12 protein-coding genes and 1 riboswitch are annotated in these 14,022 nt (G+C 68.0%); of the genes, 8 read left to right on the forward strand and 4 right to left on the reverse strand.

The window, feature by feature from the left end:
• The first annotated feature begins 83 nt into the window (after positions 1 to 83).
• The 3 genes from arfB to ACQGNW_RS03195 all read left to right on the forward strand — a co-directional run bounded on the left by arfB (position 84) and on the right by ACQGNW_RS03195 (position 1,994).
• On the forward strand, positions 84 to 506 hold the full coding sequence (arfB, locus tag ACQGNW_RS03185; RefSeq protein ID WP_426661630.1) for an alternative ribosome rescue aminoacyl-tRNA hydrolase ArfB: 423 nt from the start codon (positions 84 to 86) through the stop codon (positions 504 to 506).
• A complete protein-coding gene (locus ACQGNW_RS03190) occupies positions 503 to 1,096 on the forward strand; it encodes a 1-acyl-sn-glycerol-3-phosphate acyltransferase (RefSeq protein ID WP_426661632.1) in 594 nt (197 codons plus the stop codon). Before arfB ends, ACQGNW_RS03190 begins: the two co-directional genes overlap by 4 nt.
• A gap of 268 nt (positions 1,097 to 1,364) precedes the next feature.
• Positions 1,365 to 1,994: a LysE family translocator gene (locus tag ACQGNW_RS03195; protein WP_426661633.1), complete on the forward strand. Its 630-nt coding sequence runs from the start codon at positions 1,365 to 1,367 to the stop codon at positions 1,992 to 1,994.
• 4 nt (positions 1,995 to 1,998) lie between these two features.
• Here the strand turns inward: ACQGNW_RS03195 and ACQGNW_RS03200 are convergent, their stop codons facing one another.
• Positions 1,999 to 3,048, reverse strand: a complete 1,050-nt coding sequence (locus tag ACQGNW_RS03200) for a LysR family transcriptional regulator (protein ID WP_426661634.1) — start codon at positions 3,046 to 3,048, stop codon at positions 1,999 to 2,001.
• Positions 3,049 to 3,162: 114 nt separating this feature from the next.
• Between ACQGNW_RS03200 and aceB the strand changes: the two genes are divergently transcribed.
• Positions 3,163 to 4,761, forward strand: a complete 1,599-nt coding sequence (gene aceB / locus ACQGNW_RS03205) for a malate synthase A (protein ID WP_426661635.1) — start codon at positions 3,163 to 3,165, stop codon at positions 4,759 to 4,761.
• A gap of 22 nt (positions 4,762 to 4,783) precedes the next feature.
• Positions 4,784 to 6,079 carry an isocitrate lyase gene (gene aceA / locus ACQGNW_RS03210; RefSeq protein ID WP_426661636.1) on the forward strand — a complete coding sequence of 432 codons (1,296 nt, stop codon included), beginning with the start codon at positions 4,784 to 4,786 and terminating at the stop codon, positions 6,077 to 6,079.
• A gap of 122 nt (positions 6,080 to 6,201) precedes the next feature.
• On the opposite strand, the gene ACQGNW_RS03215 is transcribed toward aceA, so the two are convergent.
• Together ACQGNW_RS03215 and ACQGNW_RS03220 are read right to left on the reverse strand one after the other, a co-directional pair.
• Positions 6,202 to 7,701: a YifB family Mg chelatase-like AAA ATPase gene (locus ACQGNW_RS03215; RefSeq protein ID WP_426661637.1), complete on the reverse strand. Its 1,500-nt coding sequence runs from the start codon at positions 7,699 to 7,701 to the stop codon at positions 6,202 to 6,204.
• Between the two features lie 154 nt (positions 7,702 to 7,855).
• Positions 7,856 to 8,113 carry an accessory factor UbiK family protein gene (locus tag ACQGNW_RS03220; protein WP_426662020.1) on the reverse strand — a complete coding sequence of 86 codons (258 nt, stop codon included), beginning with the start codon at positions 8,111 to 8,113 and terminating at the stop codon, positions 7,856 to 7,858.
• A 180-nt stretch (positions 8,114 to 8,293) separates the two neighbouring features.
• Here ACQGNW_RS03220 and glnK point away from each other — a divergent pair, with 180 nt between their 5' ends.
• On the forward strand, positions 8,294 to 8,632 hold the full coding sequence (gene glnK, locus ACQGNW_RS03225; protein WP_367853909.1) for a P-II family nitrogen regulator: 339 nt from the start codon (positions 8,294 to 8,296) through the stop codon (positions 8,630 to 8,632).
• A 93-nt stretch (positions 8,633 to 8,725) separates the two neighbouring features.
• Here the strand turns inward: glnK and ACQGNW_RS03230 are convergent, their stop codons facing one another.
• Positions 8,726 to 9,646 carry a bifunctional helix-turn-helix transcriptional regulator/GNAT family N-acetyltransferase gene (locus ACQGNW_RS03230; protein ID WP_426661639.1) on the reverse strand — a complete coding sequence of 307 codons (921 nt, stop codon included), beginning with the start codon at positions 9,644 to 9,646 and terminating at the stop codon, positions 8,726 to 8,728.
• A gap of 265 nt (positions 9,647 to 9,911) precedes the next feature.
• A riboswitch (cobalamin riboswitch) is annotated at positions 9,912 to 10,126 on the forward strand.
• Positions 10,127 to 10,383: 257 nt separating this feature from the next.
• On the opposite strand from ACQGNW_RS03230, the gene ACQGNW_RS03235 reads away from it, so the two are divergent.
• The gene (locus tag ACQGNW_RS03235) at positions 10,384 to 12,801 is read left to right on the forward strand and encodes a ribonucleoside-diphosphate reductase subunit alpha (RefSeq protein WP_426661640.1); all 2,418 of its coding nucleotides are present in this window, start codon (positions 10,384 to 10,386) and stop codon (positions 12,799 to 12,801) included.
• A 155-nt stretch (positions 12,802 to 12,956) separates the two neighbouring features.
• Positions 12,957 to 13,982, forward strand: a complete 1,026-nt coding sequence (locus tag ACQGNW_RS03240) for a ribonucleotide-diphosphate reductase subunit beta (protein ID WP_426661641.1) — start codon at positions 12,957 to 12,959, stop codon at positions 13,980 to 13,982.
• Positions 13,983 to 14,022 lie beyond the last annotated feature (40 nt).

Below are 14,022 nucleotides of genomic sequence, written 5' to 3' on the forward strand. Positions count from 1 at the left end.
CCCGGCTCCGCTCCGGCGGCGCTGCGTCCGGCCCGGACGCATACCTGCAGCCTCCCGCCCGTGCCATCCCCTAAACTTCCCGCATGCTGACCATCGGCCGCACCCTTGTCCTGCCCGAGACCGAACTGATCGAGCGCTTCCTGCGCGCCGACGGACCCGGCGGGCAGCACGTGAACCGCACCGAGAGCGCGGTGGAACTGCGCTTCGACGTGGCGCACTCGCCCACATTGCCGCAGGCCGTGCGCGAACGGCTGCTGGCGCGACGCGACCGCCGGCTCACCGACGAGGGCGTGCTGGTGATCCAGGCGCGTCGCTTCCGCGACCAGGGCCGCAACCGCGACGATGCGCGCGAGCGGCTGGCCGAGATCATCCGCGCCGCACAAGCGGCGCCGAAGGAGCGCGTGGCGACCAAGCCCACGCGCGCGTCGCGGGAGCGCCGCCTCGTCGGCAAGCAGCAGCGCGGCAAGCTGAAGCAGACGCGTTCGCGCGACTGGAGCCGCGAATGAGCGCGGCCATCCTTCCCCCTGTGCCGCCGCAGGCCCCGCGTCGGCGCAGCCGGTTCTGGTCGTGGCTGATGCGCCGCGTGCTGCGCCTGTCCGGCTGGCGACTGGTGGGCGAACTGCCCAACCTGCCCCGGCTGGTGGTGATCGGCGCCCCGCACTCCTCGTACTGGGATGGCGTGTGGGGGCTGATGATGAAGGTCGCGCTCAACCTCGACATCAACATCATGATCAAGCGCGAGGTGATGGACAGCCCGCTGGGCATCGTCCTGCGTCCGCTGGGCCTGATTCCGATCAACCGCAAGGCGGCGCTCAACGTGGTGGGCCAGATGGCACAGCGTTTCGCCACGCACGAGAAGATGTGGCTGGGCATCACCCCCGAGGGTACGCGCAAGGCGGTGAAGCAGTGGAAGAGCGGCTTCCTGCGTATCGCGCGCGAAGCGAACGTGCCGGTGCTGCCGGTGTTCATCGACTACCCCACGAAGACCTTCACGCTGGGTGCGCCGCAATACTCCACCGGCGACGACGACGCCGACATGGTGCGCATCCGCGCGCTGTTCCGCGGCTACCGGGGCAAGCATCGCGACACCGAGTAGCGCGCTCTTGGTCTCCAGGCACTCCGCGCTGTCGTCGAGCGGCCGTCGGCTGGCGGCCCGGGGCACAGCGCACGACCGGTCGCCAAGTCGCGCCGCGTGCTGCCGCAGGGCGACCGGCCGACGGCAGGCCGCAGGGCTGGACCGGGTTTGCCGGCATTCCGGCGCCGTCGCCCAGCCGCGGACGGCCGTCCACTCCTTTGCTTCTCCCTGGCCCGCGCGCAAACGGTTCCCGGCGCGGGACGCTTGAACACCACCAACGGACGCTGCCATGCCCGGTATCCAGCACTACGACGCATTCCTGCTCGCCTGCATCGCGCTGAACCTCACACCAGGTCTGGACACGTTCTACATCCTCGCGCGCAGCGGTCGCGAAGGCCATGCCGTGGGGCTGGGCGCTGCGCTGGGCATCAACGCCGGCTGCGTGGTGCACACACTGGCCGCGGTGCTCGGTCTGTCGGCGCTGCTGATGACCTCGGCGCTGGCCTTCGCGGTGCTGAAATACCTCGGCGCGGCCTACCTGGTGTGGATCGGCCTGCGCATGCTGCTCAGCCGGCAGCACGAACACAGGCCGACGCAGACGCGCGGTGCCGGTTTCGCCGCCGCGTTCCGCCAGGGCATGCTCACCAACGTGCTGAACCCCAAGGTGGCGCTGTTCTACCTCGCCTTCCTGCCCCAGTTCGTGACGTTGCATGCCGCCCATCCGCAATTCGGCCTGCTCGTGCTTGGCGCCAGCTTCATCGGCACCGGGCTCACCTGGTCGCTGGTGCTGGCCCTGGCGGGCGGTCACATCCATCGCCTGCTGCAGTGCAAGCCGCAGGTCGGCCGGTGGATGGACCGGATCTGCGGCACGGTGCTGCTTGGTTTCGGATTGAAACTGGCGTCGCAGCGGTACGGCTGACGCACTACCGCCCCGAGTGCCCCGGCTCGTCGTAGTCGCGGTACGTCAGCAAGCCCGGGCGGATCAGGTCGATGAAGGCGCGCGCTTCGGCGTTGAGGAACTTGCCCTTGCGCATCACCACGCCGTAGCTGCGCTGCGGGAACCAGCGCGACATGTTGCGCACGGCGAGTCGCTCGCGGTCGGCGTCGGTGATGCAGATGCCGGTGACGATGGAGATGCCGAGGCCCATCGCCACGTATTCCTTGATGACATCCCAGCCGCCCACTTCGATGGCCACCTGGTATGGCACCTGGTTCTGCTGGAACACCAGGTCCACCAGGCGGTAGGTGGACAGCCGCTGCGGCGGCAGGATCAGGCCGTAGGGCGAGAGATCCGCCAGCGCCACCTCGGTCCTGGCCGCCAGCGGATGGTCGGGCGGCAGGATCAGCATGGGGTCGTAATGGCGCACCGGCGCCCAGGCGATGTCATGCGGTACGTCGAGCATCGACCCCACGGCAAAATCGGCCTTGTCCTCGCGCAGCATCGCCAGGCCGTCCCTGCCGGTGACATTGGCGAGCTGCAGGTGCACGGCGGGGTAGCGCTCGCGGTAGCGACGCACCAGCTCCGGCAACAGATACTGAATGGTGGAAGTGCCGGCCGCGATGGTGAGCTTGCCGGCCTGCAGCCCCTGCACCTTGGCCTGGAAGTCGCGGTCGAGGTTGTCCCAGCCCTCCACCAGCGGCCGCGCCAGTTCGTACAGCGCCTCGCCCGCGTCGGTGAGGTTGATGCGACGGCGGCGGCGTTCCAGCAGCGCCATGCCCAGCTCGCGCTCCAGCGCCTGCAACTGCAGGCTCACCGACGGCTGGGAAAGATACAGCGCCTCGGCGGCACGGCTCAGCGTGCCCAGTTTCACCGTAGCCACGAAGGCACGCAGCTGCTTGTGGCGGTTGCCCTTGTAGTAGAAGCGGGCGGCTTCGCCGGCCGTACCATGCGCAGACGTACGTTTTTTTGCTGCGCTGCGGGTCGACTTTCCGGGCGGTTTCGACGTCTTCGATGGAACTTTGCGCTCTTTCATCTCAAAGGCTTGCATATGACATTGATGTAAGCAATATCAAAGATTGAAACATTTGCTTTGTCAAACTGTAAATCCATGACCTAGCTTCGAGTCGTCCAACGACCGGAGCCTCCCATGGCCTTGCCCCGCGAACGCCTGGCTGCCGAAACCGTGCAGCTGCACACCCAGCCCACCCACGCCCAGCAGGCGATCCTCAGCCCGCAGGCGCTGGCCTTCCTTGCCGGCCTGCATCGCCGTTTCGATGGCCGCCGCCGCGAGTTGCTGGCCGCGCGCCGCGCGCGGCAGGCGCGCTGGGACGCCGGCGAGCTGCCGGATTTCCGCGCCGACACCGCCGCGATGCGCGAGTCGGAATGGACGGTGGGCCCGATCCCGCCCGCGCTGCGCGACCGCCGCGTGGAGATCACCGGGCCGGTGGAGCGCAAGATGATCATCAACGCGCTGAACTCGGGCGCGAAGGTGTTCATGGCGGACTTCGAGGATTCCTCGGCGCCCAGCTTTGCGAACCAGCTCGACGGCCAGGTCAACCTGCGCGATGCGGTGGCCGGCACGCTCGACTACACCTCGCCCGAGGGCAAGCACTACCGGGTCAACGCGAACCCCGCCGTGCTGGTGGTGCGCCCGCGCGGCTGGCACCTGCCGGAACGCCATATCACGGTGGACGGCGAAACCATGGCCGGCGCGCTGGTGGACTTCGGCTTGTTCGCCTTCCACAACGCACGCGCCCTGCATCGCCGCGACCTCGGCCCGTACTTCTACCTGCCCAAGCTGGAATGCATGGAAGAGGCCGCGCTGTGGGACGACGTGATGGCATGCGCGGAAACCGAACTGGACCTCCCGCCCGGCAGCATGAAGGTCACCGTGCTGATCGAGACGCTGCCCGCTGCATTCCAGATGCACGAGATCCTGCACGCACTGCAGTCGCGCTGCGTCGGACTCAACTGTGGGCGCTGGGATTACATCTTCTCCTACCTGAAGACCCTGCGCGGCCACCGCGACCGCCTGCTGCCGGAGCGCGGCCAGGTGCAGATGACGGTGCCGTTCCTGAAGGCTTACTCGGAGCTGCTGATCCAGACCTGCCACAGGCGCGGCGCCTTTGCGATGGGCGGCATGGCCGCGCAGATCCCGATCAAGGGTGACGCGGCCGCCAACGAGGCCGCGCTGGCCAAGGTGCGTGCCGACAAGCTGCGCGAGGTGCAGGCCGGCCACGACGGCACCTGGGTGGCGCATCCCGCGCTGGTGCCGGTGGCGCAGGCGGTGTTCGACGCGTACATGCCCGAGCCGAACCAGCGCGACGTGGAGCGCGCCGACGTGCGCGTCAGCCGCGAGCAGTTGCTGGCCCCTTGTCCCGGGACGATCACCCGCGCCGGTTTCGACAACAACGTCGAGGTGTGCCTGCGCTACACCGCGGCCTGGCTGGAGGGGCTGGGTTGCGTGCCGATCCACCACCTGATGGAGGACGCCGCCACCGCCGAGATCGCGCGCGCGCAGCTGTGGCAATGGCTGCACCACGGTGGCCTTGCCTTCTCCGACGGCGCGCCGATCGATTTCGCGCTGTTCGACCACGCGCTGGCAATGCATGGCCACCGGCTGCGCGACAGCGCGCACCCCGGCGCCGCACGTGCCGATGACGCCGTCGCGTTGATCCGCACCCTGATCCACGCCGAGACGCTCGCCGACTTCCTCACCCTGCCCGCCTACGAGCAGCTCGCCTGACCGCCCGCCACGGAGCCATCCCATGAAGACCACGCTGCCCACCGCCGAACAGATCACCCTGGACTGGAACAATAGCCCGCGCTGGAGCGGCATCCGGCGCAACTACACGGCCGAGGACGTGGTGCGCCTGCGCGGCACCGTGGCCGTCGAGCACTCGCTGGCCAGGCGCGGCGCCGAACGGCTGTGGAAGAGCCTGCACGAGGAGGACTTCGTCAACGCGCTGGGCGCGCTCACCGGCAACCAGGCGATGCAGCAGGTGAAAGCGGGCCTCAAGGCCATCTATCTCAGCGGCTGGCAGGTCGCCGCCGACGCGAACCTCGCCGGCGAGATGTACCCCGACCAGTCGCTCTACCCCGCGAATTCGGTGCCGCAGGTGGTGAAGCGCATCAACAACACCCTGCTGCGCGCCGACCAGCTGCACCACGCCGAAGGCGACGACGGCATCGACTGGCTGGCGCCCATCGTGGCCGATGCCGAGGCCGGCTTCGGCGGCGTGCTCAACGCGTTCGAGCTGATGAAGGCGATGATCGAGGCCGGCGCCGCCGGCGTGCACTTCGAGGACCAGCTCGCCAGCGTGAAGAAGTGCGGCCACATGGGCGGCAAGGTGCTGGTGCCCACCCGCGAGGCCGTCGACAAGCTGAACGCCGCGCGCCTCGCCGCCGACGTGCTCGGCGTGCCCACCCTGATCGTGGCACGCACCGATGCCGATGCGGCCGACCTGCTCACCTCCGACATCGACGACAACGACAAGCCGTTCGTCACCGGCGAACGCACCGTGGAAGGCTTCTTCCGCGTGCGCCCCGGCCTGGAGCAGGCGATCAGCCGCGGCCTCGCCTACGCGCCTTACGCCGACCTGGTCTGGTGCGAAACCAGCAAGCCGAACCTGGAGGATGCGCGCCGCTTCGCCGACGCCATCCGCGCGAAGTTCCCAGGCAAGCTGCTCGCCTACAACTGCTCGCCGAGCTTCAACTGGAGGAAGAACCTGGACGACGCCACCATCGCGAAGTTCCAGCACGAGCTGGGCGCAATGGGCTACAAGTTCCAGTTCATCACCCTGGCCGGCTTCCACAGCCTCAACTACGGCATGTTCGACCTCGCCCATGGCTATGCGCGCCGCCAGATGAGCGCCTTCGTCGAACTGCAGGAAAGGGAATTCGCCGCCGCGGGGCGTGGCTTCACCGCGGTCAAGCACCAGCGCGAAGTGGGCACCGGCTATTTCGACGCGGTGACCCAGGCGATCCAGCAGGGCCAGTCGTCGACCACGGCGCTGAAGGGCTCGACGGAGGAGGCGCAGTTCGCCCGCCACGCCGTGGGGTAAAGCGGGGAACAGGGCAATAAATGCCGGGGTGACAGCGCGGCGTGGGCGCCCCGTCGTTCCTCTCGTGTTTCCTCGCGCCGCAACCCGGCGGCGCGGGCGCCAGCACTACCCCGCTTGGCCATTCAGAAGCGGCGGTACTGCAGCGCCTCGGCCAGATGCTCGCGTTCGAGCAGCGCGGCGCCACCGTCGAGATCGGCGATCGTACGCGCCACGCGCAGGACGCGATGGTAGGCACGGGCGGACAGGCCCAGCCGCTCCAGCGCCTGTTCGTACCAGCGACGCTCGGCCGGGCCCAGCGCGCAGTCGCGCTCCAGTTCGCGATGGCTGATCTCCGCGTTCGGCCGCCCTGCGCGCACCAGTGCGTGCCGCCGCGCGCGCAGCACGCGGGCACGCACCGTGGCGGAATCCTCGTCGCGCGCGCTGCGCGCCGCGTCCATTTCGTGCAGCGGCAACGGCGGCACCTCGACCGCGAGGTCGATGCGGTCCAGCAGCGGCCCGGAAATGCGCGCGCGATAGCGCTGGACCTGCTCGGGCGTGCAGCGGCACTGCCGCCGCGGGTCGCCGGCATGCCCGCAGGGACAGGGATTCATCGCCGCCACCAGCTGGAACTGGGCGGGAAAGGTGGATTGCCGCGCCGCGCGCGACACCACGATGCAACCCGACTCCAACGGCTCGCGCAGCACTTCGAGCACGTGCCGGCTGAATTCCGGCAGTTCGTCGAGGAACAGCACGCCGTTGTGCGCCAGCGAGATTTCGCCCGGCCGCGGCTGCGAGCCGCCTCCCACCAGCGCCACCGCCGAGGCGGTGTGGTGTGGTGCGCGGAACGGCCTGCGCCGCCAGCGCGCGGGATCGGTGGGCTGGCCGGCGACTGACAATACCGCGCAGGTCTCCAGCGCCTCGGACTCGGAGAGTGGCGGCAGGATGCCGGGCAGGCGCTCGGCCAACATGGTCTTGCCGGTGCCCGGCGGTCCCACCATCAGCAGATGGTGACCACCCACGGCAGCAATCTCCAGCGCACGCCGCGCCTGCAGCTGGCCGCGCACGTCGCGCAGGTCGGGTCCGTCGTGGATACCGCCGTCGACGTTGACGGCTGCCGGCGTCGCCAGCTCCTGCGCCCCGCGCAGCCAGCCGCAGACTTCGGCCAGGGTGTCGGCCACGCGGACATCCACTTCCGACACCAGCGCCGCCTCGGCGGCGTTCGCACGCGGTACCACCACCTTGCGTCCGCGCGCCCGCGCGCGCAGCAATGCGGGCAGCACGCCGGACACGCTGCGCAGCGAGCCGCTGAGCGCCAGCTCGCCGAGGAATTCGCAATCGTCCAGCTTCTCGCGCGGCACCTGGCCGCTGGCGGCGAGGATGCCCAGCGCGATCGGCAGGTCGAAGCGCCCGCCGTCCTTGGGCAGCTCGGCCGGCGCCAGGTTCACGGTGACCTTGCGGCCGGGGTATTCGAACGCGGTGTTCTGGATCGCCACCCGCACGCGATCGCGCGCCTCGCGCACGGCAGCTTCAGGCAGGCCTACGATGCTGGTGGCCGGCAGGCCTCCGGAGAGATGCACCTCGACCATCACCTGGGGTGCGGCAATGCCTTCCTGGGCGCGACTGAGGGTGACGGCGAGGCTCATGCGGCCGCCCGTCGCCGGCTCGCGCGGAAGCCGCTGTCACACACCCGCATCGAGCGACTCCATTGCGGCGTCAGGTCAGAAACAACCGCCCCCGACCAGTTAGCTCGGGGTGAGGGTGACAGATCGGGGGCGGCTCCCGGGAGGCTTGGTCGTGCTAGTCCCCGCGGGTGGCGACGGCGGCCTCGAGTTCGGCCACGCGGCGCTCCAACTCCTCGACCTTGACCCGTGTGCGCGCAAGCACCTGGCTCTGTACGTCGAATTCCTCGCGGGTGACCAGATCGAGGCGGCGCAATCCCTGCGCCAGGACATCGTGGAAATTGGCCCGCAAATCCTGCTGCGCCTGCGCCACTCCGGGCGGAACCAACGATGCAAGGCGCCGTGCTATCTGATCGACATCCAGCCTATCCGTCATGGATGGCGCCTCGAACTCGTCGGGAAAAAGTATCGGTGAACGAAAGGTGGACACACCATCGGCGGACTCCGTGACTTGGTGTAGGAATTGTCCTACACGCACGGGTCAGGCGACAGCGGAAGGCCGTGAAGGCAAAATGACCCTCCGCGTCGCCCCCGACGCCCCTGCCGAGGACATCCCATGAAGCTGGTCGTGGCGATCATCAAGCCGTTCAAGCTCGACGACGTGCGCGAGGCGCTGGCCGAGGTCGGCGTGCAGGGCATCACGGTGACCGAGGTAAAGGGCTTCGGTCGCCAGAAGGGCCACACCGAGCTTTACCGCGGCGCCGAGTACGTGGTCGACTTCCTGCCCAAGATCAAGCTGGAGGCGGCGGTGGCCGACGAACAGCTGGAACGCGTGCTGGAAGCCATCCAGAACTCCGCCCGTACCGGCAAGATCGGCGACGGCAAGATCTTCGTCAGCTCCCTGGAACAGGTGATCCGCATCCGCACCGGCGAGCTGGACCAGGACGCGCTGTAGCCCGCCGCCGTCGCGATCCCCGCTGCCGAGCGCTCAAGAGCCAGTGCCGCGCCGGAAGCCGGTACGCCGATGCCGGAAGTTGCGCTTGAGGCGTTACAGCATCAGCTCCCAGTACTGCCCCACCAGGTCCTTACCGAAGGACCGGTGCGGCTCCTCGCTGACCAAAGTGAAGCCGGCGGCCTGGTAAATGCGCCGCGCCGAGACCAGGCAGTCGTTGGTCCACAGCACCATCTTCCGGTAGCCCTTGGCCTTGGCGAAGCGGAGGCATTCATCGACCAGGCGGCGGCCGAGGCCGAGCCCGCGCGCCGAAGGCTCCACGTACAGCAGTCGCAGCTTCGCCGTGTCTTCGTCGCTCCGGACGACGAAGACGGAGCCCACGACCTCGCCTTCCGATTCGGCGACCCAGCAGCGCTCCTTCTCGCGATCGAAGTTCTTGACGAACTGTCCCACGATCTCCGCCACCAGCCCTTCATAGGTCCAGTCCCAGCCGTACTCGTCGGCGTACAGGCGGGCCTGCCGGGAGATGATGCAGCCGAGGTCGCCGGGTTCCGGATCGCGCAGTACGAAGGCCGCCTGATGCGGCAGGTCGCCCAGCATGCGGCGGATCCGCCGCATGCTGCCCGTCAGCATTCGCCGGTCAGCGGGGGCGAGCGGTTCGAGCAGCCCGGTGACTTCCCTGGACGACGCATCGTTCAACCGGGCGAAGGCTTTTCGGCCACGGGCCGTCAGGGAGAGCGTCAGCCGCTTGGCGTTCTCGGGCGAGGGTGCGCGCACGATCAGGCCCTCCGACTCCAGTCCGGCAACCAGGCGGCTTACGTAGCCGGCATCCAGGTGCAGCCGACTGGCCAGCTCGCTGGCGGAACAAGGTTTGTCGCGGGGCGCCTGCGCCACCTCGTAGAGCACACGCACCTGCGGCAGTGCGTAGTCGGACTCGAGCAGGTGCTCGCTCAGCGCGCCCACCAGGCGCGTGTGGAAGCGGTTGAATGCGCGAACCTCTTCGACGTCGCCGTTCATTTATTGCCTCAGGCATTCTTATATTGCTTTTAGCAATATATGCGCGGAGCGCAGGCGCCGCAAGCATCATGTGCCCCTCCGATTCGCGGCGCGCCAGCCGCTCCCCCGCTCCCGGAACAGGCCTCTGCGCCGGACTGTGCGTTCAATCAACTCGTGCCTGGAACGACGCGCCTGCTGTGGATGCGCAAGCCAGCCGCGATGCGGGCTGCACGCACTTATCCACGGCTTGTACACAATTTGTTGTGTTGACCCATCCATATCAACCCGATATGTTGTGTCCGTCGGTGCCCCGCCAGACGCGATCGTCGGCAGGGCTCAAAAGGGAATCCGGTGCGAATCCGGAACTGCCCCGCAGCGGTAAGCGGAAACGAACGTCTCATCAGCGCACTGATCCACAGCGATCGGGAAGCGGAGACCAATAGGCGGGTCGCAAGACCCACGTCCGCAAGTCCGAAGACCTGCCGACACGGCCTGGCCGGAGCGCCATGCCGAGTGGTGACGGCTTCCGCGGGGAGGCGCGTCGTCGCATCGGGCCCAGCCGCCCGATCGCGCGGCCGTCCGCGAGCAACCGCCACTTCAGCCCTGCGCGCGGGAGCAGGCGGTTGATCACACCGGTTGGAGTCACCGACATGCAGCCTCTCGATACCCCCACCCGTGAGCGTTCCGGCGCCCGCGTGGAGTCGTCCGCATTTGCCGCCGGGGCCGTCGCGGCCACGGCATCCATCAGCGAAGCCCCGATGTCCGCACTGCCAGAACAACTGCACACCGAACCCTTTGCCCTCACCCCGCCGCACAACCCCGGCCAGATGCGCGTGACCAAGCGCAACGGCGGCCAGGAAGCGGTGGACGTCAACAAGATCGTGCGCGCAGTGACGCGCAGCGCCGACGGCCTGCACTCAGTCGATCCACTGCGCGTGGCGCTGAAGACCATCGGCGGCCTGTACGACGGCGCCACCACGCAGGAGCTGGACCAGCTCTCGATCCGCACCGCCGCCGCGCTCACTGCGGAGGAACCCGAGTACGGCCAGCTCGCCGCACGCCTGCTCGGCGCCTACATCGACAAGGAAGTGAGCGGCCAGGAAATCCAGAGCTTCTCGCAGTCGATCGCGCGTGGCGCGGAGCTCGGCATCCTCAACCAGCGCCTGCGCGACTTCGTCGCCGCCAACGCGCGCAAGCTCAACGATGCGATCGACCCGCTGGCTACCCGCCGCTTCGAATACTTCGGCCTGCGCACCGTGTACGACCGCTACCTGCTGCGCCATCCGCAGCGGCGGCTGGTGATCGAGACGCCGCAATATTTCTTCATGCGCATCGCCTGCGCGCTGGGCGGCAGCGAGATCGGCGAGACGCTGGAGCTGTACCGCCTGCTCTCAGCGCTGGAATACATCGCCAGCTCGCCCACCCTGTTCAACGCCGGCACCGCGCACGAGCAGCTCAGCTCGTGCTTCCTGCTCGACTCGCCGATCGATTCGCTGGAGTCGATCTACGACAAGTACGCCGACGTGGCCAAGCTCAGCAAGTTCGCCGGCGGCATCGGCCTGGCCTGGTCGCGGGTGCGCTCGCGCGGCTCGCTGATCCGCGGCACCAACGGCCACTCCAACGGCCTGGTGCCGTGGCTGAAGACGCTGGACGCCTCCGTCGCGGCGGTGAATCAGGGCGGCAAGCGCAAGGGCGCCGCCTGCGTGTACCTGGAACCGTGGCACGCCGACGTCGAGGAGTTCCTGGAGCTGCGCGACAACACCGGCGACGAGGCGCGGCGCACGCACAACCTCAACCTCGCCAACTGGATCCCCGACGAATTCATGCGCCGCGTGGAGAGCGACGGTGACTGGTCGCTGTTCGATCCCAAGGTGGTGCCGCACCTGGTCGACAGCTGGGGCGAGACGTTCGAGAAGGCCTACCGCGAGGCGGAAGTCGCCGGCCTGGCCGTGAAGACGGTGAAGGCGCGCGAGCTGTACGCGCGCATGCTGCGCACGCTGGCGCAGACCGGCAACGGCTGGATGACCTTCAAGGACCGCTGCAACGCCACCAGCAACCAGACCGCCAGGGCCGGGAATGTCATCCACCTGTCGAACCTGTGCACCGAGATCCTGGAGGTCACCTCGGCCTCCGAAACGGCGGTCTGCAACCTGGGCTCGGTCAATCTGTCGCGCCATGTGGTCGACGACGCCTTCGATTTCGACAAGCTCGCCGCCACGGTGCGCACCGCCGTGCGCCAGCTCGACCGCGTGATCGACCTCAACTTCTACCCGATCGCCACCGCCAAGGTCGCCAACAGCAAGTGGCGCCCGGTCGGCCTGGGCGTGATGGGCCTGCAGGACGTGTTCTTCAAGCTGCGCCTGCCGTTCGACTCGGCCGAGGCGCTGGCGCTGTCCACGCGCATCGCCGAGGAGATCTATTTCCACGCGCTGTCGCAGTCGAACGAGTTGGCTGCCGAGCACGGTCCGCACCCGGGTTTTGCCGAGAGCCGCGCGGCCAGCGGCGAACTGCAGTTCGACCATTGGACCAGCGCCGCGCCGCACGACCAGGTGCGCTGGGATGCGCTGCGCGAATCGATCAGGGCCAAGGGCCTGCGCAACTCGCTGCTGATCGCGATCGCCCCCACGGCCACCATCGCCTCCATCGCCGGCTGCTACGAGTGCATCGAGCCGCAGGTAAGCAACCTGTTCAAGCGCGAGACGCTGTCGGGAGATTTCCTGGTGGTCAACCGCTACCTGGTGGAAGAGCTGAAGACGCTGGGCCTGTGGACCGGCGAAATCCGCGACGCGATCAAGCTGGCGGAGGGCTCCATCCAGGGCATCAACGCGATCCCGGAACGCCTGCGCACGATCTACCGCACGGTGTGGGAGCTGCCGCAGAAGGCGCTGATCGATCTGGCGGCGTCCCGTGGCGCCTACATCGACCAGAGCCAGTCGCTGAACCTGTTCATGGAGAACCCGAACATCGGCCAGCTCAGCTCCATGTACATGTACGCATGGAAGTCCGGCATCAAGACCACCTACTACCTGCGCTCGCGCCCGGCAACGAAGATCGCCAAGACCACGGTGTCAGCCACTCCAACGGCAAAACCGGTGGCAGTGACGGACCAGGAGCAGGCCACGGCCGCCGTGTTCTGCTCGCTGGAGAACCCGGAGTATTGCGAGGCTTGTCAGTAAATCTCGGGGCCACCCCCGCGTAGGCGGGGATCCAGAGCCTTTTACCGACACGTTTCGGCGAAGTAGCGGAAGTCACTGGATTCCCGCCTTCGCGGGAATGACGAGCCAAAAGACAAGCGCCCGCCTGACCGGCACGACACCGACGAGGAACCACCATGTCCGTCCAACCCGAACGCGCACAGCGCATTCTTGATCCCGGCTTCGAGCTCACCCTGCGCCCCATGCGCTACCCGGCCTTCTACGAGATGTACAAGAACGCCATCCGGAACACCTGGACGGTGGACGAGGTGGACTTCTCGCTGGACACCGCCGACCTCAACGCCAAGATGTCGGCGGCCGACCGCCACCTGATCCATCGCCTGATCGCGTTCTTCGCCACCGGCGACACCATCGTGTCGAACAACCTGGTGCTGAACCTGTACCAGCACGTCAACGCGCCCGAAGCACGCATGTACCTGTCGCGCCAGCTCTACGAGGAGGCGCTGCACGTGCAGTTCTACCTCACCCTGCTGGACACCTACATTCCCGACCCCGCCGAGCGCGCCAAGGCGTTCGCGGCGATCGAGAACATCCCCTCGATCCGCGCGAAGGGCGAATTCTGTTTCAGGTGGATCGACTCGATCCACGACCTGCAGCGCCTGGAGACGCGCGAGCAGCGCCGCCAGTTCCTGCTCAACCTGATCTGCTTCGCCGCCTGCATCGAGGGGCTGTTCTTCTTCGCCGCCTTCGCGTACGTGTACTACTTCCGTTCGCGCGGGCTGCTGCACGGCCTCGCCTCCGGCACCAACTGGGTGTTCCGCGACGAGAGCTGCCACATGGCGTTCGCCTTCGAGGTGGTGCGCGTCGTGCGTGCGGAGGAGCCGGACCTGTTCGACGAGGGCATGCGCGCGCAGGTCGAGGAGATGCTGGAAGACGCCATCGCCTGCGAGACGCAGTTCGCCGAGGACGTGCTCTCCGGCGGCGTGGTGGGCCTGTCGGTGAAGGACGTGCGCCAGTACCTGGAGTACTGCGCCGACCAGCGCCTGGCCCAGCTGGATCTTCCCAGGAAGTATGGCGCGACGAACCCGTTCGACTTCATGGACCTGCAGGACGTGCAGGAAGTCACCAATTTCTTCGAGCGCCGCGTGTCGGCCTACCAGGTGGGCGTGGAAGGCGAGGTGGCGTTCGACATGGCGTTCTGAACTCCGCGCAGGTGCGCGACGCCGCCACCGCGCGCACCTG

Origin of the sequence: Rhodanobacter aciditrophus (assembly GCF_050026795.1) — a bacterium.
Classification (GTDB): Bacteria; Pseudomonadota; Gammaproteobacteria; order Xanthomonadales; family Rhodanobacteraceae; genus Rhodanobacter_A.

Excerpts from the sequence above, each read along its gene's own strand:
- arfB (WP_426661630.1), top strand. The coding sequence starts at position 84 with ATGCTGACCATCGGCCGCACCCTTGTCCTGCCCGAGACCGAACTGATC.
- ACQGNW_RS03190 (WP_426661632.1), top strand. The coding sequence starts at position 503 with ATGAGCGCGGCCATCCTTCCCCCTGTGCCGCCGCAGGCCCCGCGTCGG.
- ACQGNW_RS03195 (WP_426661633.1), top strand. The coding sequence starts at position 1,365 with ATGCCCGGTATCCAGCACTACGACGCATTCCTGCTCGCCTGCATCGCG.
- ACQGNW_RS03200 (WP_426661634.1), bottom strand. The coding sequence starts at position 3,048 with ATGAAAGAGCGCAAAGTTCCATCGAAGACGTCGAAACCGCCCGGAAAG.
- aceB (WP_426661635.1), top strand. The coding sequence starts at position 3,163 with ATGGCCTTGCCCCGCGAACGCCTGGCTGCCGAAACCGTGCAGCTGCAC.
- aceA (WP_426661636.1), top strand. The coding sequence starts at position 4,784 with ATGAAGACCACGCTGCCCACCGCCGAACAGATCACCCTGGACTGGAAC.
- ACQGNW_RS03215 (WP_426661637.1), bottom strand. The coding sequence starts at position 7,701 with ATGAGCCTCGCCGTCACCCTCAGTCGCGCCCAGGAAGGCATTGCCGCA.
- ACQGNW_RS03220 (WP_426662020.1), bottom strand. The coding sequence starts at position 8,113 with ATGACGGATAGGCTGGATGTCGATCAGATAGCACGGCGCCTTGCATCG.
- glnK (WP_367853909.1), top strand. The coding sequence starts at position 8,294 with ATGAAGCTGGTCGTGGCGATCATCAAGCCGTTCAAGCTCGACGACGTG.
- ACQGNW_RS03230 (WP_426661639.1), bottom strand. The coding sequence starts at position 9,646 with ATGAACGGCGACGTCGAAGAGGTTCGCGCATTCAACCGCTTCCACACG.
- ACQGNW_RS03235 (WP_426661640.1), top strand. The coding sequence starts at position 10,384 with ATGTCCGCACTGCCAGAACAACTGCACACCGAACCCTTTGCCCTCACC.
- ACQGNW_RS03240 (WP_426661641.1), top strand. The coding sequence starts at position 12,957 with ATGTCCGTCCAACCCGAACGCGCACAGCGCATTCTTGATCCCGGCTTC.